The sequence below is a fragment of the Enterobacter sp. N5-15 genome (assembly GCF_057221635.1).
Window position 1 is genome coordinate 1,433,388 of sequence record NZ_CM170150.1, and the last position, 20,535, is coordinate 1,453,922.

Annotated in this window: 20 protein-coding genes; 9 read left to right on the forward strand and 11 right to left on the reverse strand. The window is 55.7% G+C overall.

Annotated elements, in window-relative coordinates; genetic code table 11:
- Positions 1–207 precede the first annotated feature (207 nt).
- Positions 208–1,170, forward strand: coding sequence for a DNA-binding protein YbiB (ybiB, locus tag AC2TE5_RS06720; protein ID WP_196366762.1), 963 nt, complete (start codon positions 208–210; stop codon positions 1,168–1,170).
- 116 nt (positions 1,171–1,286) lie between these two features.
- On the opposite strand, the gene ybiJ is transcribed toward ybiB, so the two are convergent.
- The 3 genes from ybiJ to mcbA all read right to left on the reverse strand — a co-directional run bounded on the left by ybiJ (position 1,287) and on the right by mcbA (position 2,488).
- Positions 1,287–1,547 carry a DUF1471 family protein YbiJ gene (gene ybiJ / locus AC2TE5_RS06725; RefSeq protein ID WP_023310874.1) on the reverse strand — a complete coding sequence of 87 codons (261 nt, stop codon included), beginning with the start codon at positions 1,545–1,547 and terminating at the stop codon, positions 1,287–1,289.
- A gap of 285 nt (positions 1,548–1,832) precedes the next feature.
- Positions 1,833–2,099: a DksA/TraR family C4-type zinc finger protein gene (locus AC2TE5_RS06730; RefSeq protein ID WP_029739810.1), complete on the reverse strand. Its 267-nt coding sequence runs from the start codon at positions 2,097–2,099 to the stop codon at positions 1,833–1,835.
- Between the two features lie 122 nt (positions 2,100–2,221).
- Entirely contained in the window at positions 2,222–2,488 is a 267-nt protein-coding gene (mcbA, locus tag AC2TE5_RS06735; protein ID WP_032661263.1) for a DUF1471 family periplasmic protein McbA, read from the reverse strand.
- A gap of 243 nt (positions 2,489–2,731) precedes the next feature.
- On the opposite strand from mcbA, the gene rlmF reads away from it, so the two are divergent.
- Complete coding sequence (rlmF, locus tag AC2TE5_RS06740) at positions 2,732–3,643, forward strand: 23S rRNA (adenine(1618)-N(6))-methyltransferase RlmF (RefSeq protein WP_484612880.1); 912 nt, start codon at positions 2,732–2,734, stop codon at positions 3,641–3,643.
- A gap of 48 nt (positions 3,644–3,691) precedes the next feature.
- On the opposite strand, the gene ybiO is transcribed toward rlmF, so the two are convergent.
- From ybiO to rhtA, 6 genes are all read right to left on the reverse strand, one after another.
- Entirely contained in the window at positions 3,692–5,905 is a 2,214-nt protein-coding gene (ybiO, locus tag AC2TE5_RS06745; protein WP_484612881.1) for a mechanosensitive channel protein, read from the reverse strand.
- 125 nt (positions 5,906–6,030) lie between these two features.
- On the reverse strand, positions 6,031–6,753 hold the full coding sequence (glnQ, locus tag AC2TE5_RS06750) for a glutamine ABC transporter ATP-binding protein GlnQ (protein WP_023310879.1): 723 nt from the start codon (positions 6,751–6,753) through the stop codon (positions 6,031–6,033).
- Positions 6,750–7,409 (reverse strand): glutamine ABC transporter permease GlnP, encoded by a 660-nt coding sequence (gene glnP, locus AC2TE5_RS06755; protein WP_010428919.1) that lies wholly within the window; start codon positions 7,407–7,409, stop codon positions 6,750–6,752. The genes glnQ and glnP overlap by 4 nt, the downstream gene beginning before the upstream one ends.
- Before the next feature lie 84 nt (positions 7,410–7,493).
- Positions 7,494–8,237: a glutamine ABC transporter substrate-binding protein GlnH gene (glnH, locus tag AC2TE5_RS06760; RefSeq protein ID WP_023310880.1), complete on the reverse strand. Its 744-nt coding sequence runs from the start codon at positions 8,235–8,237 to the stop codon at positions 7,494–7,496.
- A gap of 362 nt (positions 8,238–8,599) precedes the next feature.
- The gene (gene dps / locus AC2TE5_RS06765; protein WP_010428924.1) at positions 8,600–9,103 is read right to left on the reverse strand and encodes a DNA starvation/stationary phase protection protein Dps; all 504 of its coding nucleotides are present in this window, start codon (positions 9,101–9,103) and stop codon (positions 8,600–8,602) included.
- 299 nt (positions 9,104–9,402) lie between these two features.
- On the reverse strand, positions 9,403–10,290 hold the full coding sequence (gene rhtA / locus AC2TE5_RS06770; protein WP_121425387.1) for a threonine/homoserine exporter RhtA: 888 nt from the start codon (positions 10,288–10,290) through the stop codon (positions 9,403–9,405).
- A 354-nt stretch (positions 10,291–10,644) separates the two neighbouring features.
- Here rhtA and ompX point away from each other — a divergent pair, with 354 nt between their 5' ends.
- Positions 10,645–11,163: an outer membrane protein OmpX gene (ompX, locus tag AC2TE5_RS06775; protein ID WP_023310884.1), complete on the forward strand. Its 519-nt coding sequence runs from the start codon at positions 10,645–10,647 to the stop codon at positions 11,161–11,163.
- A 157-nt stretch (positions 11,164–11,320) separates the two neighbouring features.
- On the opposite strand, the gene AC2TE5_RS06780 is transcribed toward ompX, so the two are convergent.
- Both AC2TE5_RS06780 and mntS read right to left on the reverse strand, forming a co-directional pair.
- Positions 11,321–12,904 (reverse strand): phosphoethanolamine transferase, encoded by a 1,584-nt coding sequence (locus AC2TE5_RS06780; RefSeq protein ID WP_484612882.1) that lies wholly within the window; start codon positions 12,902–12,904, stop codon positions 11,321–11,323.
- A gap of 283 nt (positions 12,905–13,187) precedes the next feature.
- Entirely contained in the window at positions 13,188–13,316 is a 129-nt protein-coding gene (gene mntS / locus AC2TE5_RS06785) for a manganase accumulation protein MntS (protein WP_014831181.1), read from the reverse strand.
- A gap of 183 nt (positions 13,317–13,499) precedes the next feature.
- On the opposite strand from mntS, the gene mntR reads away from it, so the two are divergent.
- The 6 genes from mntR to AC2TE5_RS06815 all read left to right on the forward strand — a co-directional run bounded on the left by mntR (position 13,500) and on the right by AC2TE5_RS06815 (position 20,509).
- A complete protein-coding gene (gene mntR, locus AC2TE5_RS06790; RefSeq protein WP_045355726.1) occupies positions 13,500–13,973 on the forward strand; it encodes a manganese-binding transcriptional regulator MntR in 474 nt (157 codons plus the stop codon).
- Complete coding sequence (locus AC2TE5_RS06795) at positions 13,970–15,079, forward strand: anion transporter (protein WP_484612883.1); 1,110 nt, start codon at positions 13,970–13,972, stop codon at positions 15,077–15,079. The genes mntR and AC2TE5_RS06795 overlap by 4 nt, the downstream gene beginning before the upstream one ends.
- A 101-nt stretch (positions 15,080–15,180) precedes the next feature.
- Positions 15,181–16,275, forward strand: coding sequence for an HlyD family secretion protein (locus tag AC2TE5_RS06800; protein WP_484612884.1), 1,095 nt, complete (start codon positions 15,181–15,183; stop codon positions 16,273–16,275).
- Positions 16,272–17,843, forward strand: coding sequence for a DHA2 family efflux MFS transporter permease subunit (locus AC2TE5_RS06805; RefSeq protein WP_484612885.1), 1,572 nt, complete (start codon positions 16,272–16,274; stop codon positions 17,841–17,843). Before AC2TE5_RS06800 ends, AC2TE5_RS06805 begins: the two co-directional genes overlap by 4 nt.
- Complete coding sequence (locus AC2TE5_RS06810) at positions 17,843–19,366, forward strand: efflux transporter outer membrane subunit (RefSeq protein ID WP_048979640.1); 1,524 nt, start codon at positions 17,843–17,845, stop codon at positions 19,364–19,366. Before AC2TE5_RS06805 ends, AC2TE5_RS06810 begins: the two co-directional genes overlap by 1 nt.
- A gap of 102 nt (positions 19,367–19,468) precedes the next feature.
- On the forward strand, positions 19,469–20,509 hold the full coding sequence (locus tag AC2TE5_RS06815; RefSeq protein WP_248182396.1) for an aldo/keto reductase: 1,041 nt from the start codon (positions 19,469–19,471) through the stop codon (positions 20,507–20,509).
- Positions 20,510–20,535 lie beyond the last annotated feature (26 nt).

Below are 20,535 nucleotides of genomic sequence, written 5' to 3' on the forward strand. Positions count from 1 at the left end.
CGTTGACCTTTAATGACTTTCCGGTGGCTATTTAATCAAAAAATGTATGACTAAGAATCTTCTATAGAAATCACAAATAATTGAAAAATTGCTTGTGTTTATTTTTTTTCATTAAAACAGCGTGTTGGGTTCGGGGATAAAACACTAACGGCCAGGCAATCATCAGGGCTATATTGTTAACAAGATGATGCTGTCAGGAGAGATGTCGTGGATTATCGCAAAATTATCAAAGAGGTAGGGCGCGGGAAAAATCATGCCCGCGATCTGGACCATGAAACCGCGCGTGCGCTTTATACCCGCATGCTTGAGGGCGACGTCCCCGACCTGGAGATGGGGGGCATTCTGATCGCGCTGCGTATCAAAGGGGAAGGTGAGGCGGAGATGCGCGGGTTCTATGAAGCCATGCAGGCGCAAACGCTGCGCTTAACGCCGCCCGTGGCAAAGCCGATGCCGATCGTCATCCCGAGCTACAACGGCGCGCGCAAGCAGGCAAATTTAACCCCGCTGCTCGCTATCTTATTACACAAGCTGGGGTTCCCGGTGGTGGTGCACGGCGTAAGTGAAGATCCCACCCGCGTGCTGACGGAGACCATTTTCGGTATGCTGGGCATCGAGCCAACGCGTCATGCAGGTCAGGCGCAGGCGAAGCTGGATGGTCATCAGCCTGTTTATATCCCGGTCGGCACACTTTGCCCGCCGCTGGAAAAGCAGCTCGATATGCGCTGGCGCATGGGCGTGCGCAACAGCGCGCACACGCTGGCGAAACTGGCCACGCCGTTTGGCGAAGATGCCGCCCTGCGTCTCTCCAGCGTTTCGCACCCGGAATACGTGGCGCGCGTGGGGCAGTTCTTTGAGGCCATTGGCGGCAGGGCGTTGCTGATGCACGGCACGGAAGGCGAGGTTTATGCGAACCCGCAGCGCTGCCCGCAGGTGATGCTGATCGATTCTGCCGGTACGCGCGCCGTTCTGGAACGCGGGGAAGAGAATACCGGTGTGATATTGCCTGAGGCAAAAGATCCCCATACTACAGCCCACTGGATTGAGCAGTGCCTTGCCGGAAATGTTCCTGTTCCGCATTCGATCAAGCTGCAGATGGCCTGCTGTTTGCTGGCAACCGGAGAAGTGGAATCCGTCCAGGCCGGGCTTGAACGCGTGGCGCAGGCGTTTTAGACAAAAAAAAGCCCGTCCAGTGGCGGACGGGCAAGCAAGGGTAACAACAACAGGGTCAATGAGGGTGGAGCAGCTCACCAGAGGGTATGGCGAGGGTACAGCATTCATTCAGTCGATTATTTGTAGATAACCGCGGTACCGCTCAGCTTGTTATTGCCGTTAGCGGAGGTAATGGTGTATCCGCTTGCACCGGCAGCAGCGGCTTTCTCAGCCAGTTTGGCTTCCAGACCGTCCAGGGTGGTGGCGCCATCAGCACTGACCACACCGACTTTGTTCATGTTCTGTGCCTGAGTAGAAGAGACTGGCTCTACGGCGAAAGCGCCGAAAGACAGAGCGGACAGGGCAACAGCAGCTACAGCATATTTGATGGTTTTCATAATTAATCTCTCGCAGGTGTTTCTGTTAAGGGGACGATGTTCCGTCGATGTGATAAGTATCACGGTTTTTCGCGAGTGATAAAATCGAAGAGAATTGACGTGATTGCTCAAAAAAATTGAATGACAAATAACTTATTGAATATTAATAAATTCAAAGCACCGCTTTACACTTCTTGCGGATGCGCTTTACAGAAGCGAGATGAAGGGCACGTTTTGCTACGCGTCCGGCTAAAAACCGTGAGCGTAAAGGAACGCGCGGGCTCGGTTAACTTTGGTAAAGCAAAGTCAACGTAACTGGCTGTCTTTCGAACCTCTGCGATTATATCCCGAGTGTGATGCATTTTTTGAATCTTTATGCTGCTGGCACGTAATGCAAAGCCGCACGCCGGGAATGGCTTTTCGGCGCGCCTCCGGAATGGGTTCTCCGCATTCTTCGCATTCCGTTAAGCTTTCGCCGCGCGGAATTTCACCGCGGGCACGCGCAACCGCATCTTCAATTGTACTGTTGATCTGTTCGTTAACAGCGTCGTCATTTGCCCAGCCGGAAGCCATAGCGTCCTCCTGATATCGGTTTAGGCCATACGTTTACTATGGGGTTAAAAAATGAACAAACAAGGCGAAGGGAGAAGAGAACTGCACCCGTTGGGCAGATGCAGTCTTGTGGAAGAGACAGGTTATTTATAAATGGTCGCAGTGCCGTACATATGGTTATCTCCGCCAGCGGAGTTCACCACGAATCCTTTTGCACCTTCCTGACGGGCTTTTTCGGCGAGCTTAGCCTGCAGATCGTCAAGGTTACTGGCACGGCTTACCGAAACGGTGCCCGCAGGACGTAGCTGGCTAGTATCGGTACTCTGGGTCAGTGACTGAACGGCCATGGCAGAGAAGGACGCGGTCGCCAGGGCGGCTGCGATAACAGCAAGGGTCAGGTACTTTTTCATAATCACATCCTCATGAGGAAACAACAGGTGATTCCCTTTAAGTTTAGAAGCCTGACGAATGTGACTTAGCGCAAATATTTGATGATGATCTGCTTATTTTTTGAACGATATAAATTGACAATTCGCTGACGGATCATAGATATAAAGGTATTTGATTTATGGCGAGTTTTTGAGCGTCGCAGAGAAAGATTTACCGTTGGGCCTGCAAAGGGTATCTTACGCCGCTGTTTAAAGGAGAATGCCATGACTGCCCAAAAGCCGGGATTGCACCCGCGAAATCGCCACCGCAGCCGCTACGACATGAACGCGTTGTGCCTGAGCTGCCCGCCGCTGCAGGACTATCTTGTTCAGACCCCAGCGGGTGAACCCTCGGTCAATTTTGCTGACCCGCAGGCGGTTAAAATGCTGAACAAAGCCCTGCTGGCGCATTTTTACGGTGTGGCTCACTGGGATATTCCGGAAGGCTTTCTCTGTCCACCTGTACCGGGCCGCGCTGACTACGTTCATCACCTTGCCGACCTTCTTGCCGAAGGCAATGAGGGTGTCGTTCCACAGCAGGCTACCATTCTGGATATTGGCACCGGGGCGAACCTGATTTACCCGCTGATCGGCGCGCACGAATATCAGTGGCGTTTTACCGGAAGCGAAATCGGTGACGAGGCCTTTGCGAGTGCTCAGGCGATTATCAGCGCTAACCCGGGATTAAGCCGCGCCATTCGCCTGCGCCGTCAGAAAGACGCGGTGTCGATCTTCAACGGCATTATTCACAAAAACGAAAGCTATGACGCCACGATGTGCAATCCGCCGTTCCATGATTCGGCGGCATCGGCCCGTGCGGGCAGCGAGCGCAAGCGCCGTAACCTGGGCCAGGCCGAGGATGCCGCGCTGAACTTCGGCGGTCAGCAGCAGGAGCTCTGGTGTGAAGGGGGCGAAGTCGCGTTTATCCTGCGAATGATTGCGGAAAGCAAACAGTTTGGCCGTCAGGTGAAGTGGTTTACGACGCTGGTTTCCCGTGGAGATAACCTGCCACCGCTCTACCGCGCGCTGACCGAAGCGGGCGCCGTAAAAGTGGTGAAAAAAGAGATGGCGCAGGGCCAGAAACAGAGCCGCTTTATCGCCTGGACGTTCATGGACAATCACAAACGTCGTAAATAGCACTCCGTCGTAGGCCGGGTAAGGCGAAGCCGTCACCCGGCAACCAGGTTACAGCGTCGGCTCCTGCGGAGGGAGCGGCGATGCGGGCGGCGGCAATACCTGATAGGTCTGCACGGGCATCCGCACGTTTGCCAGATCAAAGTGTTTCTTCACCATGCTGTCGAGCGCAAAGCGCACCGTCCACTGCTTCAGCGGCTGGGTGGTGAACGACACGCGCAGGGTAAACGCCGTGTTCGTCAGCCCGACGATGCCGGCAAATGACGGCTCTCCGATCACCAGCCCGCGAATATCCTCCATCTCCATCAGTTCTTCTACCGCATCGCGCAGCGCCTGCTTCGCTTTGTCCGCATCCTCGTGGCGATCCACATCGTAGTTCGCCACAACGGAACCAATGCCGCGCACAAAGTTGGCGAAGGTGGTGATCGAAGACCAGGGAATGATGTGGTACGCCCCGGTGTCCTGGCGCACGCCAACCGAACGGATGGACATCCTCTCCACGGTGCCGGTTAACGGCCCGATGGTCACCAGATCGCCCGTGTTCATCCCGTTCTCAAACTGGATAAAGATGCCGGTAATAATATCCTTCACCAGCGTTTGCGAACCAAAGGAGATGGCCAGCCCCAGGGCACCGGCACCCGCCAGCAGCGGGGCGATATTCACGCCGATTTCCGACAGCACGATCATGATGGTGATGGTGCTGATAATCACCGCCAGCGCGTTGCGGAACAGCGTTAACAGCGTTCTTGCCCGCGCGCTGGGCAGGGGCCTGCCGTGAATATCCGAGACCAGACGGTTCTCAATAAGGCTCGCCAGCAGCGTCCAGCCGACGGCGGAGAAGAACAAAATCAGCGCGATGCGAATCAGGATATCGACCGTTTTTTCACCCGCACCGTTGTGCAGCCAGTTCCAGAAATCAAACAGGCTCCACGCATTCAGGAGCAGCATAATCGCCACGCAGACGGTAAGAATGCGCGCCACTTTGAGCGATACCGACATCCAGCCGTTTACCCGCTTTTGCAGTTCCGGGTAACTACGCTGGACCTGCGGCGACAGGGTGATGGTTTTCGAGATCCAGCGCGACAGCAGCCCCGACACAAAGGCCGCGATGCCGATAATGGCCAGGCTTTTGAACGTCGCCCCCATCATAAATTTCAGGCTATTGCCCGGGTCAAACAGCGAGAAGAAGCACAGTACGATGAAGTAAGCGCTTGCCAGCCAGTGCCACACCAGTGCGAACGCACGAATAAAGAGGCTAAAGAACGAGAGGGAGCGATCGGCCAGATTCAGCAGGCTTTGGGTAATAATTTTTTTATTGTGGAAGATAAGGTACAGCGACCAGACGGTAATGCAGATCATGATCAGCACGTTTGCCAGCGCGCCAAACTGGACGTTCACCTGGTTGGAGATGATCGGCACGGCAACCAGCAGACCGTAGCCAATCAGCCCGCTGAGCACGCTCAGGCGCAGCGCCCAGTACTTTGCGCTCGCATCCCGAATGGAGAATGGACGCAGCTCCGGCACGTGCGGACAAAAGAGTAACCGCAGCAGCGCCTTGAAGAACTCAATCAGGGCAAAGGCGTTCAGGAAAAGCGATTGCTGGAAGGCGATGGTTTTATTGCCTGCATTCAGCCTGTCGGCCAGCATCTGGCCTAAAAACAGCGTCAACGCCAGCAGCAGTAAATCGATGATAAACGCTGAGGCTATCATCAACGGCAGGTGCAGCCAGCTGCTTTTCTGCTGATTCTTCCTGCGTCCCCATTGCCCCATTTTGCGGTACAGCGGCCACGCGCACAGGCGCACCAGCCAGTAAAAAAGGAATACCGCACCCGCCAGCATCAGGAACTGCGTGGCGGCGGCGGTGAACGTTTGCGGATTAAATGCCTTATGCGGTGAGCCAATCAGGTTGCGGTAAAGCTGAGCGAAACGCGAGGAGAGGGCTTCCCCGTAGTGGCGGCTCACGTCGGTGACGTTTTCCAGCACCGTTTTTTGCTCCTCCACTTGTGGAGGTGTGAGGGTTGGCACCGACGCCTGCGGCGGTGTGGCGGCCACTTTCCGCAGCTGACCAATGAGTTCCTGTCGGGAGGTGTCGTTCTCGAGGACGTCAGCAAGCGCGCTGTAGGCCGCTTTTTTTTGTTCAACATCCGGCTCCGGAGGCGGCGTACTTTGCTGGCTGGCGGTTGTTCCGGTGGTCACACCGGGGATCGCGACGGCGAACGATGGCGCACTAAACAGGCTAATCAACAGCAACAGGATCCACGGCACGGCGTCCTCCGGTGAAAATGTCGAACAAAATGATAAGTATAGAGGTCGAGGCGAGGAGGGGGATTTTTGAGAACAATCTGGCGTAAAAAAGCCGGGCATGCCCGGCTTACGTGTGAAGCTAACGATCAGGAGACGTGCTGCAGGAACTCCTGCAAACGCTGGCTCGGCGGGTTCGCGATCAGCTCCTGTGGGTTACCGTCTTCCGCGATGCGGCCTTTATCAATAAAAATCAGGCGGGACGCCACTTTCTCAGCAAAGCCGATTTCGTGGGTCACGATCACCATCGTCATCCCTTCTTCTGCCAGATCCTGCATGACTTTCAGCACCTCGTGACGCAGCTCCGGGTCGAGTGCGGACGTAGGCTCATCAAACAGCATCATTTTCGGCTTGACCGCCAGGGCGCGGGCAATCGCCACACGCTGCTGTTGACCACCGGACAGCTCGGAAGGGTAGTGGTGCGCACGTTCTGCCAGGCCGACTTTTGCCAGCAGATCTTTTGCCAGCGCTTCCGCCGCCGCTTTGCTGGCACCGCGCACGCGCAGTGGGCCAAACATCACGTTTTCCAGCGCCGTCAGGTGCGGGAACAGGTAGAACTGCTGGAACACCATGCCCGCTTCCTGGCGAATCAGACGGTCATCCACTTTCGGGTCGTTCACCTTCAGGCCGTCGACGATCAGATCGCCGCTGGTGATCTCTTCCAGCTTGTTGATGCAGCGCAGCAGGGTGGATTTACCGGAGCCGGATGGCCCAATAATGACCACTACTTCACCCTGTTTAATGTTCAGATCGATATTGTGCAGCACCTGGGTTGGGCCAAAGTGCTTGGAAACGTTTTTAAATTCAATCACAGGATTTTCATCCTTCTTTCAAGACGACGCAGAACGAAGCTCAGAACCAGAGTAATGATCAGGTAGACAACGGCTACCGCACTCCAGATTTCCAGCGCGCGGAAGTTGCCAGCAATGATCTCCTGACCCTGACGGGTCAGCTCGGCCACGCCGATAACAATGAACAGCGACGTATCTTTAATGCTGATGATCCACTGGTTACCGAGCGGCGGCAGCATGCGGCGCAGCGCCAGCGGCAGAATAACGTGGCGGATCGTTTCGCGACGAGAAAGACCTAACGCCAGACCGGCTTCACTGAAACCTTTATGAATCGACAGCACCGCACCGCGGGTGATTTCCGCAATATAGGCGCCTGAGTTGATCATAATGGTGACGACGGCTGCGCTGAACGGGTCGATGCGCAGGTCATTGAATGCCATTGGCAGGGCGAAGTAGATGAACATGACTTGCACGACAATAGGGGTGCCGCGGATCACTTCGATGAAAACCAGTGCGATGTGGTTTGCAATCCAGCCGCCGTAGGTGCGAGCGAAACCGGCGACAAGACCGATAATCAACCCACCAACCAGACCCAGGACCGAAATCCACAGGGTCATTTTAGCGCCTTCAAGCAAGAGTGGAATGGCAGGCCAGATGGCGCTCCAGTCAAACTGCATGATAATTTCCTGTTACTGTTACCGTGTTTCAAAAATAGCAGGGGCGAAAGGTCGCCCCCGAGTGAACGTCATTTTTACGTCTTATTATTTAGGCTCGGTACCGAACCATTTTTTGTAGATTTCGTTATAGGTGCCGTTCTCTTTCAGCGTTTTCAGCGCGCCGTTAACTTTCGTGCGCAGGTCGTCGCTGCCTTTCGGGAACGCGATACCGTACTGCTGTGCTTCCAGAGACTCGCCAACGGCTTTGAACTTGCCGTTACCGGCTGTTTTGATGAAGTACAGGATGTTAGGGGTGTCGTGCAGAACAGCGTCAGCACGGTTGGTGCCGAGTTCCATGTACGCGTTGTCGATGTTCGGGAACTGACGCAGGTCTTTGGTTTTGATATTTGCTTTCGCGTAATCAACAGAACCGGTGCCGCTCTTCACTGCCACCACTTTGCCGTCGAGATCTTTCACGCTTTTTACGTCGTTATTATCGGCTTTGACCATGACCAGCAGGCCGCTTTTGTAGTAGCCGTCAGAGAAGTCGATCGCTTTTTTACGTTCATCGGTAATGGTGATGCCTGCCAGCGCCAGATCAACGTTCTTGGTTTGCAGTGCCGGGATGATGCCGCTGAAGTCCATCGGCTTCAGGGTGTAATCCAGCTTGAGTTCTTTTGCGACAGCGGCCCACAGATCCACATCAAAACCAACGTATTTATCACCCTGTTTGAATTCAAACGGAACGAACGCCGTGTCGGTCGCCACAACCAGTTTGTCGGCAGCCTGAGAGGACACTGCAAAAGCCAGGGTAAGTGCAGCCAGTGAAACTTTTAATACAGACTTCATAGCATTTCCTTTTATATCCACGGGGCGATCCCCTGCGAGAACAGGTGGCACAATGAAAAAATCGTGCCAACTTTACAAGCTGTTGTTTTGCAAAGGGGATGATGTCATGCATTGCACAATAAATGGGGCAATGAGGTTTTATTGCACCAAAGTGGAGCACTGTTTTGGTGCGCTTCGTTTGGCTCAACTGACGGGGAGATATTTAGCGTAAATTCTGACGAAAAAACAATCTTCCGTTAACGGTTGTGTGAAGTGATTATTACATTTCGTTCACTTTTGCAGGTGTGCAGACAAAAACTGTGCACCATAGATGTGCAAAACCCTCACCGGAGGGCGAGGGTTTGATAGCAAATTCGTATGAATTACTCGATGTTAGATTCGATAAACCACAGGAACTGATCCAGGTCGCGGGATGCGGCGGTGAAAATGTCTGCGGTATCTTCGTCTTTGGCTTCGCCAATCGCTTTGCGCACGTCATTGGCCACAATCGCGTAGCGGTCCGCCAGCTCTTTCAGGTGATCCTGAACGGTATGGATATCCAGCGGATAACTCTTCAGCGGCGTTTTGCTGTTGATCACCTGCGTGGTACCCAGCGCCACGCCGCCTAGCTGAACGGCACGTTCAGCCATCGTATCGAGGTGGGTAACCAGTGCTGTGCGGAAGCCATCTAGCATTTCATGAACGGCAATAAAGTTTGCACCGCGCATATTCCAGTGGGCCTGTTTGGTGATCAGCGAAAGATCGATGAACTGGATCACCTGGCGATTCAGCAACTCAATAGTCGCTTTTTTGTCGCTATCCGATACATCGTTACGGGTATAAAGCAGATTAGACGCTTTCGTTTTCACCAGTTTAGCGGTACTCATAATCTCATATCCTCTTGATGTTTATGTCCCAGGTAATTACGGACCTAAGTATAGCACCGGATTTTTTGCCTGCGGTTTGGCTGTGCCTATCGGTTTAATAGCGAGAAGGGTGTTGATAATTTAAGTTATTGAAATTGATAAATATTTTTTAAAATGATACAGATCAATCTTAATTGCTCGAGGGGGGCGTAAACGCAGAGGGATATTTCGAGAATAGTGCAAATTATGTAAAAAATTATAACGTTTGTCTTTCTGGCCTTTATTCTGCATGGCGTGGAAGCCATGCAGAATATATGGCCTTAGCTGATATCCACTTTCTCAACTTTAGGTTCAGGGCGCATGGTGAGCGTCGAGCCCATTGATGCCGCGATAATCGAGCAGAGCGCCAGCGTCTGGGTCAATGTGAGGGTTTCGCCGAGAAACACCATCCCGGAAATGGCGGCTAGCGCAGGCTCCATGCTCATCAGGGTGCCAAATATGCGTGTCGGCAGACGCGTAAGGGCAATCATCTCCAGAGAGTAGGGGAGTGCGGTAGAGAGAATCGCGACCGCCAGCCCGATGGGCATGACGGACCATTGCCAGATAGATTCGGTAGCCTGCGCCATGCCGATAGGCACAAAGACGATGGCAGCGATCAGTGACCCCAACGCGACGGTCGCCGGACCGTGCTCTTCTCCCGCACGCTGGCCCGTGAGTATATAGACGGCCCAGCAGGCGCCTGCACCCAGCGCCAGGGCTGCGCCCGTCAGATCAATCTCAGCGACGCTCTGGCCCAGGGGAAGCAGGAACCATAACCCCAGCACGGCTAACACGACCCAGATAAAATCGACCGCACGTCGCGAGGAGAAAAGCGCCACCGCCAGCGGGCCGGTAAACTCCAGCGCGACGGCGATCCCCAGCGGTATCGTCTGAATAGAGAGGTAGAACAGATAGTTCATTGCCCCCAGGGAGAGTCCATAAAACAGCAGGGGTAAACGCTGCTCCTTTTTGAAGCGCAGACGCCATGGTTTGAAAATGACCACCAGTATCGCCGTGCCCAGCACGATACGCAGGGCGGTGACCCCAGGCGCGCCAACCAGCGGGAAAAGCGATTTTGCAAGCGAAGCACCGCTTTGAATGGACAACATGGCAATGAGTATGACTGCGACCGGCAACCAGACCGACGACGTGCGGGATAACCCAGGCATCCTTTCTCCTGTCAGCTTATGTCAAATGAGGTAAAGGTTGCAGTGTAAAGGAAATAAGCGGCAACGGTTGAGGCGCTGTTGAAAAAAAACCATGTGAAATCCGTAAAATGGTTAAGCGTTGGTGGATTTATCGCCTGATAGATTAGGAATAATCTGGATGAATGTAACGGCGCGTACGCGCACTATGCGCATTTAGTAGTGAAAATTGCATGTGATTTGAAAGAGATAGCTGACGCTGGAAACGTTCTGTTACAGGAAAGGTTTCATTAGACATCACGAATCACAAAGAGTTTCGCAAATTTTTTTGATATATTTAAAACTTACGGACTTACTTGAAGCACATTTGAGGTGGTTATGAAAAAAATTGCATGTCTTTCAGCACTGGCCGCTGTACTGGCTGTTTCCGCAGGTACCGCTGTAGCTGCTACTTCTACTGTTACTGGTGGTTACGCTCAGAGCGACTATCAGGGCGTGATGAACAAAGCTAACGGTTTCAACCTGAAGTATCGCTACGAGCAGGATAACAACCCACTGGGCGTGATCGGTTCTTTCACCTACACCGAGAAAGATCGTTCTGAAAACGGCGCATACAACAAAGGCCAGTACTACGGTATCACCGCTGGTCCAGCTTACCGTCTGAATGACTGGGCGAGCATCTACGGTGTTGTAGGTGTTGGCTACGGTAAATTCCAGCAGACTGAAAACCAGAGCGAAAGCCGCACTGCAAGCAACAGCGACTACGGTTTCTCCTATGGCGCAGGCCTGCAGTTCAACCCAATCCAGGACGTTGCTCTGGACTTCTCCTATGAGCAGAGCCGTATCCGCAACGTTGACGTTGGCACCTGGATCGCGGGCGTAGGTTACCGCTTCTAATCACTCCGGTGATTAAATAAAAAATCCGCCCAATGTGGCGGATTTTTTTTTGAAGGTAAAAGCAAAACGGCAACCCCAGGTTGCCGTTTTTAGTGTTTGTTCCCTCTCCCCGTGGGAGAGGGCTAGGGTGAGGGCATCAGTCCGCACGAGACGGCAATTACTTACTCTTAATATCAAAAATATCCGTACCCAGATGGTTGTAGTCAACTTTCTGTAACTTGAAGTTGGTAACGTACACTGGGGGAGCTTTCTTGTTAGAGACAAACGGGTAAGCCGTTTTTATCTGCTCGGCCTTAATCCCCGTCCACTGCGAGAAGAACTGCAGGAAATCATTTGCCGAACGACGCGCTTTAATCACGCGATGCGTTTTATCATCACTCGACAGCACCATAAACGGCACCTGGAAGTTCTGCTGGAACTTGTCATCGTGTGCCAGGTACTGCACCTCTTTACCACGCTCTTTAAACGCCAGCCCGTGATCCGAGAAATAGACCATGGAGAAGCTGTCGCCCGTATTGCGTAGCTGATCGTACAGCTTGCTCAGCAGGTCGTCGGTTTGCGTCATGGTATAGAGATAGCAAGACGTCTCTTTGGACTGCACAAACTCCGCGTACTTCCCGCCGGTCCGATCGCAGGCCTGCGGGTGCGATCCCATGAGGTGCAGGACGATCAGCTGAGGCTGGGTGCGCGGCGTGGCGAAGACCTGGGCCGTCATTTTCAACAGCGCTTCGTCTTTGGTGTTTTTGTCGGCTTCAAAGTCGCCGTTCTTCAGGAACTGCACTTCGTCGGCACGTTTGGCGATACTGGCGATGGCCGTATCGTATTCGCCAATTTGCCCCTGATTGGAGAACCACCAGGTCTGATAACCCGCGCGGTTTGCCAGGGTGACAAAATTATCCTGATACTGAGGTTTGCCGTCGACGACGCGGTTAAGCGTCAGGCCGAGCGATTTCTGCGTCGAGCCGCTGGCCGCGACATAATCGGTAAACAGCGTGCCTTTGACCGAATTGGCAAACGGTGTGTTATCCCAGTGTCCGCCGAAGGCTCCCATTGCATCGCGACGTGCACTTTCGCCAATCACCACCACATAGGTGTGATATTTCGGCTTAACGGCCAGCACGTTCCAGGTGTCTTTCATATTGGAAAGCTCAGCCATGCGCGCCTGTTCGTCGAGAACCTCTTTATTATTTACAACGACGTCTTTCACGAAGCGGAAAACCGGATAGCCGATATTGATGAGCCTTAGCTTACCGTCCCAGGGAATATTCTGGATGGGGGCGACAAACGCCACGGCAATGCTGAACACCAGACAGAGTATTTCGATTTTACCCCAGGATTTTTTCTCGCCCGACTGACGGCGGATGGCGATAACGCCCAGCGCGAAAATAAAGATCCCGACCACGTAGCTGTACCACGGGAAGATCGTCAGGATCTCCGTCGACTCTTCCATATTGGTCGAGTGCAGCGCCAGCAGGGTATTAAAGTTTGGCGCGCCGTAAGCCTGACCAAACGGGAAATAGAGTGCAGCAACCAGCGAACAGATCCCGATTAACGCCTTTTGCACGCGCGGTGCGGCTCGCCACAGCACATGCAGAACGCAGGTGAACGCCACCGCGTAGAGCAGACTAAAGGGATAACCCAGCGCAAAGTTAATCAGTAATGACTGCAAAAAGTAAAAACCCGTCCACGGGCTTAAGGCCCGGCTGCGGGTCACAACGGTATCTATCAGGGTTACATTCATAGGTCACTATCATGGATGAAAACGCCATGTGCTCACCCTGGCGTCAAGGGTCATAACCTGCCTGACAGTGCGTGGAGAGGGAATGAGGGTCCGCTTCAGCGAGCCGCAAATTGTGCAGGGCTGCAAGAAGATAGTGCGAGCGCTAAATAATATCAACAGTTGCTAAGCAGATGTTTTGCGAAGGGGATTGCAAATCCGTAAAAAAGATCGGGAATAAGGCGGCTGGAAGCCAGTTTACAGCGAGATTGTGACGGGAAAATGAAGCGGCGTACCGCAACGCCGCTTAGTGGGAAGGTTTGTCGTCCTGATGCGGTTTGTTGTTAAACATATCGCACAGCATGTTCAACAGCATTAAGCGCACTTTAAAAGGAGAGTGGGTAAACACGGTCATGCACCTCTTGAATTCGTTCATAAGACCTCCTGAGTTTTGATCCCTTCGATCCGTGAAGGGTGACTGCATTACATACAGATATAGCACAGGCTATATTGTATAGCTATGGCTATTTCGTTAATTTTTTGTGCTTGCGGAGCTATGGTTTACAATGTGCGCTCTCCAAACCGGGCGCTGGAAGCGTCACCCCACTGAGGAAGTACAATGAACCGTCGCGCAGGTCATCCGACAATAAGGAAAACGACGCAACTGGTGAATGTTGAAGAACATGTCGAAGGTTTTCGCCAGGTCCGTGAAGCGCACCGGCGTGAACTGATTGATGATTATGTTGAACTCATTTCCGATCTGATCCGTGAGGTTGGTGAAGCGCGCCAGGTCGATATGGCCGCCAGGCTGGGGGTTTCACAGCCAACTGTCGCTAAAATGTTAAAACGCCTGGCCTCCGTGGGCTTAATTGAAATGATCCCATGGCGCGGTGTTTTTCTGACGCCGGAAGGGGAGAAGCTCGCGCAGGAGAGCCGCGAGCGTCATCAGCTCGTCGAGAATTTTTTACTGGTGCTGGGCGTCAGCCCGGAGATCGCCCGCCGGGATGCGGAAGGAATGGAACACCACGTTAGCGAAGAGACGCTGGTGAAGTTTCGTGAATTTACGCTTAAATATGGTCCCTCCGCTGAATGAAAATCCCTGGACTGCAGGCCCTGGCACGCGATCGTTTCTTCCATCTCTTATTAATTATTGGCGCAGCGTTAAGCCTCTTTGTGCCGTTTGCCCCACGGGCCTGGCCCGCCGCGATTGACTGGCGCACCATCATTACCCTGAGCGGCCTGATGATGCTCACCAAAGGGGTCGAGCTGAGCGGCTATTTTGACGTCCTGGGACGTAAAATGGTGCGCCGCTTTGCCACCGAACGCAGGCTGTCCCTGTTTATGGTGTTCTCCGCCGCGGTGCTGTCGACGTTTCTGACCAACGATGTGGCGCTGTTTATCATCGTGCCCCTCACGCTCACGCTGCGTAAGCTGTGCGAGATCCCGGTTAGCCGCTTGATCATCTTTGAAGCGCTGGCCGTCAATGCCGGCTCGCTTCTGACGCCAATCGGCAACCCGCAAAATATCCTTCTCTGGGGACGGTCCGGTCTGTCGTTCGCCGCCTTTACCTGGCAGATGACCCCTCTGGCGCTGGTGATGATGCTGTCGCTGATGGCGGTGTGCTGGTTTGCGTTTCCGGATAAAAAGCTGCAGTACCACAGCGGCACAACGGGCCCGCAGTGGCAGCCTCGTCTGGTGTGGAGCTGTCTCGGGTTATACATCGTCTTTCTGTTCGCGCTGGAGCTGAAGTATGAGCTGGCGGGCGTCCTGCTCGTTGCCGCGGGCTTTGTCGTCCTGGCGCGTCGCGTGCTGGTGAGCGTGGACTGGACGCTGCTGCTGGTCTTTATGGCGATGTTTATTGATGTGCATCTCCTTATCCAGCTTCCGGTGCTGCAAAACGTACTGCACAGCGTCAGCACGCTGTCTCAGCCGGGACTGTGGCTGACGTCGATTGGCCTGTCGCAGTTTATCAGCAACGTGCCGTCCACCATTCTGCTGCTCAACTATGTTCCGCCCGATAGGCTCCTGGCCTGGGCGGTGAACATCGGCGGGTTTGGGCTGCTGCCCGGTTCGCTGGCAAACCTGATTGCCCTGCGCATGGCAAACGACCGTCGTATCTGGTGGCGTTTCCACGTCTGGTCGATTCCGATGCTGGTTTGGGCCGCGGCGATCGGTTTCGGAATATTCCTTCTCATATAGTGCGCAATTTGTCAGTTTTTCCTGGCAAACGTATAGCAACGTCCTAGCTTTAGTGAACGGCATAGTGTGATGCCGCTCACTGACAGGACCGTTGCTGACCTATGGCTGAAGATCAAAACCCGCCTGCTGACGAGCAGGAAAAAAACAATAATGAGCGTAAGCGCCCGGGCAAGAAACCGATAATTATCCTCGGCATTGTCGTGGTGGTAATGGTCGTCGTGGCGCTGGTGTGGTGGTTTTTAACCCGTAACGAAGAGACGACCGACGACGCCTTTACCGACGGCGACGTGGTGACGATTGCCCCCAAGACGGCGGGCTACGTCACCGAGCTGCGCGTGCGCGATAACCAGCGCGTGAAGAGAGGGGATCTGCTGGTGGTTATCGATCCGCGTGATACCACGGCCCAGCGCGATCAGGCTCAGGCGCAGCTTGGGCTGGCGCTTGCTCAGCTGCATCAGGCGCAGGCGCAGCTGGCGCTCTCGAAGGTGCAATATCCCGCCCAGCGTGACGAAGCCAAAGCGCAGGTGCTGAAAGCGCAGGCCGATATGGCAAACGCGCAGGCGGAGTACCGCCGTCAGCGCGGCGTTGACCCGCGTGCGACCACTCAGCAAAGCATTGATTCCGCGAACGCTCAGCTGCGCAGCGCCCAGGCCGGACTGGCCAGCGCCCAGGCGCAGCTGGAAGTGGCGGAGCAGGTACAGCTGCAGATTCGCCAGCAGGAAACCAACGTTGAAGCGCGCGAGCGTCAGGTCGATCAGGCTAAAGCGCAGCTGGAAACCGCCAACCTTAACCTCTCTTACACCGAAGTCCGCGCCCCGTTCGACGGCGTTGTCACCAAACGCAACGTGCAGCCCGGCACGCTGGTGCAGGCGGGAACGGCGCTGTTCTCGCTGGTTTCCCCGAACGTGTGGGTGGTCGCGAACTTTAAAGAGTCGCAGCTTGAGCGCATGAAGCCGGGCGATAAAGTCACCGTGTCCGTCGACGCGTGGCCGGATATGGAGCTTGAGGGACACGTAGACAGTATTCAGCAGGGCAGCGGCTCACGCTTCTCCGCCTTCCCGGCAGAAAATGCCACCGGTAACTTCGTCAAAATTGTGCAGCGCGTGCCGGTCAAAATCGTGATTGATAAAGGCATCGATCCGAACAAACCGCTGCCGCTGGGGCTGTCGGTTGCACCGAAGGTGACGGTGGAATGACGGATCGCAGCCACGACAGCTGGAAACCCGCCAGTAATCCGTGGGCGGTGGCGATTGTCGTCACCCTGGCGGTGTTTATGGAAATTCTGGACACCACCATCGTCAACGTGGCGCTGCCCCACGTGGCCGGCTCGCTCTCGTCCAGCTATGACGAATCGACGTGGGTGTTAACCAGCTATCTGGTGGCGAACGGTATCGTGCTGCCCATCTCGGCGTTTCTGAGCCGGGTGTTTGGCCGCAAGCAGTTCTTCCTGATTTGCATCGTCATGTTCACCGTCTGCTCGTTCCTGTGCGGCATCGCCACGGAGCTGTGGCAGATCATCCTGTTCCGCGTGATGCAGGGCTTCTTTGGCGGCGGGCTGCAGCCCACGCAGCAGTCGGTGCTGCTCGACTACTTCAAACCCGAAGACAGGGGCAAAGCGTTTGGTCTGTCCTCCATTGCGATTATCGTTGCGCCGGTCCTCGGCCCGACGCTGGGGGGCTGGATCACCGATAACTACTCGTGGCGCTGGGTGTTCTTTATCAACATTCCGGTGGGGATTGTGACGGTGCTGGCGATCTACCAGCTGCTGGAAGATCCGCCGTGGGAGAGCAAATCAAAAGAGAAGCTGAGCATCGACTGGACGGGGATCGGCCTGATCGCGCTGGGGCTGGGCTGTCTGCAGGTGATGCTCGACCGGGGGGAAGATGAGGACTGGTTTAACTCGAACTTTACCCGCACTTTCGCGGTATTAACGCTGATCGGCATCATTGGTGCGATTTACTGGCTGATGTATGCCAAAAAGCCGGTGGTTGACCTTCATTGCATGAAGGATCGAAATTTTACCATCTCCAGCCTGCTGATGGCGGGGATGGCGATGATTTTGTACGGCAGCTCGGTGGTGATCCCGCAGCTGGCGCAGCAGGACCTGGGCTATACCGCCACCTGGTCCGGGCTGGTGCTGTCGCCCGGGGCGGTGCTGATTGTGTTAACCATTCCGCTGGTGCTGAAGCTGATGCCGGTGGTGCAGACGCGCTGGATTATTGCCTTTGGCTTTACCTGTCTGGCGGTGTCGTTCTTCTGGTCGCGCACGCTCACGCCGGATATCGACTTCGAAACCCTGGTGCTGTTCCGCAGCGCCCAGTCGATTGGGCTGGGGTTCCTGTTTGTGCCGCTGACTACCATTGCCTTTATTTCGATTCCGAGGCGGCTCAACGCCGATGCGGCAGCGCTGTTCACCATGTTCCGTAACGTCGCGGGATCGATTGGCATATCGCTCTCGACGGCGGCCATCACCGAGCGCTCGCAGGCGCACAGCGCCCATCTGGCGTACCACGCCTCGCCGTTTAACGAGCAGTTCCAGCTGGCGATACGCGAAGGCGCGCAGGCGATCCAGAACTTCACCACCCAGGTGGGCGATCCCACCGGCATTGCCACCGGACGCATGTACCAGACGATGATTGAGCAGTCGCGCATCCTGGCCTACATCGACGTCTTCACCATTCTGAGCGCGGTGGCCTTGTTACTGATTCCGTTTTGTTTGTTGCTCTCGCCGGTTAAGAGCGAGGGGAGTGCAGGAGCACATTGATGATACACAGACGTTTACACCCTCTGATGATAATGATGCTGCTGGCGGGCTGCGCCGTCGGGCCGGACTACCAGCAGCCCGCACCGCCCGCCGTTACGCACTGGAACGATAAGGGCGACAGCGCGGTGAAGTCGCAAACCACCTCAGCCGCGACCAACCCGCGCTGGTGGAAAACCTTCGGCTCACCGCAGCTCGACAGCCTGGTTGAACGCGCCATCGCCGGAAACCTGACGCTGCAGCAGACGGTGCTGCGCATCGCCGGGGCGCGTGAACAGATTAATCAGGCGGGCGGGGCGTTTTATCCGTCGGTGAACGGCAATCTGCAGGCGACGCGCCAGCAGCTCGGGCTGGAAGGGGAGCTGAAATCCCACGGCGTGTACGACCAGGTGGATAGCATCGATCCCAATCTGAAAGGCGCGCTGGGGCCGCTGACGCAGCCGATTAACCTCTACCAGGGCAGCTTCGACGCCCAGTGGGAAATCGACCTGTGGGGCAAGGTGCGTCGTCAGGTGGAAGCCGCCGAAGCGCAGCAGAAAGCGGCTATCGAGCAGCGTAACGACGCGCTGGTGTCGCTGGAAGCCGAAGTGGCGCGCGCGTGGCTCCAGCTGCGCGGGGCGCAGAGCATTATCGCCACGCTGAACACCCAGATTAAAAGCGCGCAGCAGACGCTGGATCTGACCGAAAGCCGCCAGCGGGGCGGGCTGTCGCCGCAGATGGATGTGGAAAACGCCCGGGCGCAGTTAGGCAACCTTGAAGCACAGCTTCCGCAATATCAGGCGCAGGAGCGGCAGGCGATGAACGGCCTGGCGATCCTGCTCGGCAAGCCGCCGGGGGCGCTGGATGCGGAATTGCAGAGCGTGCAGCCGATGCCTGCCCTGCCGGATATTGTGCAAACGGGCATTCCGTCCACGCTGGCGCGCCGTCGGCCGGACGTGCGCGAAGCGGAGGCTAACCTCCACGCCGCGACGGCGCAAATCGGCGTCTCGGTGGCGGAGCTGTTCCCGAGCTTTACGCTCTCCGGGCAGTTTGGCCTGCGCAATAGCGAAACCAACTGGCTGACCGACTGGAGCAGCCACTTCTACAGCTTCGGCCCGCAGGTCTCTATTCCCATCTTCCAGGGCGGTCGACTGGTCTCCAGCGTGAAGGTGGCGCGCGCGCAGCAGGGGGCGGCGGTGCTGGACTATCGCCAGACGGTGCTGACCGCGCTCGGGGATGTGGAAAACGCGCTGGTGAGCTATCGCACCGACCAGCAGCGTGAAGCGGGTCTCGCAAAAACGATCGACGCCCTGCAAAACGCCTTTGACCTGGCAAGCGACAGCTACCGGCAGGGGATTGCCAGCTTTATCGACGTGCTGGACGCTCAGCGTCAGCTGGCGCAGGCCCAGCAGCAGCGCGCACAGGCGCAGGTGCAGAGCGCGCTCGATCTGGTGGCGCTCTACAAGGCGCTCGGCGGCGGCTGGGAGCCGTATCAGCAGGTGCAGTTACCGGACTACAGCGTCTTTGGCGACGCCCCGCGCGGATAAATTCAGAGGATTGGGCAAGAAACGGACAGGAACGCCACATTCGCGATGGCTGAGGGGCGGGTATAACTATCGGGTACCCAATCGACATGCGAGGAATAACTTATGCGTTATCAAAAACTGGGCAACACCGGTCTGTTTGTTTCTGAACTGTGCCTCGGCACCATGACCTTCGGCGGTGAGGGCGGCATGTGGGGCAAGATTGGCCAGCTCCAGCAAAGTGAAGCCGAGCAGCTGGTGGGCCGCGCGCTGGATGCCGGGATCAACTTTATCGACACCGCGGACGTTTACTCGGAAGGGCGCTCGGAGGAGATCACCGGTCAGGCGCTGAAAAACCTGAAAATCCCGCGCGAGAACGTGGTGGTCGCCACGAAAGTGTTCGGCGAAACGGGAACGGCAGGGGTGAACTCGCGCGGCAGCTCGCGCTATCACATCATCAGCAGCGTGAAGGAGAGCCTGCGCCGCCTGCAGCTCGATCATATCGATCTCTACCAGCTTCACGGCTTCGACCCCGCAACGCCGATTGAAGAGATGCTCTATGCGCTGGATAACCTGGTGCAGCACGGCCACGTGCGCTACATCGGCGTCTCGAACTGGGCGGCGTGGCAGATTGCCAAAGCGCTCGGTATTTCTGAACGTCTTGGGCTGGCGCGTTTCGCGTCGTTGCAGGCGTATTACACCATTGCCGGGCGCGATCTGGAGCGCGAGCTGGTGCCGATGATGCAGAGCGAAGGCGTCGGGCTGATGGTCTGGAGCCCGCTGGCGGGCGGCCTGCTGAGCGGAAAATATGGCCGCGACGGGCAGAGTGAAGCCGGTGGTCGCCGCCTGGAGTTCGACTTCCCGCCGGTGAATAAAGATCGCGCCTTCGACTGCGTGGACGTAATGCGCACTATCGCCGAAAGCAAGGGCGTCTCCGTCGCGCAAATCGCGCTGGCCTGGCTGCTGCATCAAAAGGCCGTGACCAGCGTGATTATTGGTGCGAAACGCGTCGATCAGCTGGACGACAATATCGCAGCGACCGGGATCCGCTTAAGCGAAGACGAGCTTAAGCAGCTTGATGCGGTGAGCGCGCTGCCGCGCGAGTATCCGGGCTGGATGCTGGAGCGGCAGGGGGAGTATCGTCGTAATCAGCTAGCGCAGCAGTAACCCTCCTTTTCCCCGGTGGCGCTTCG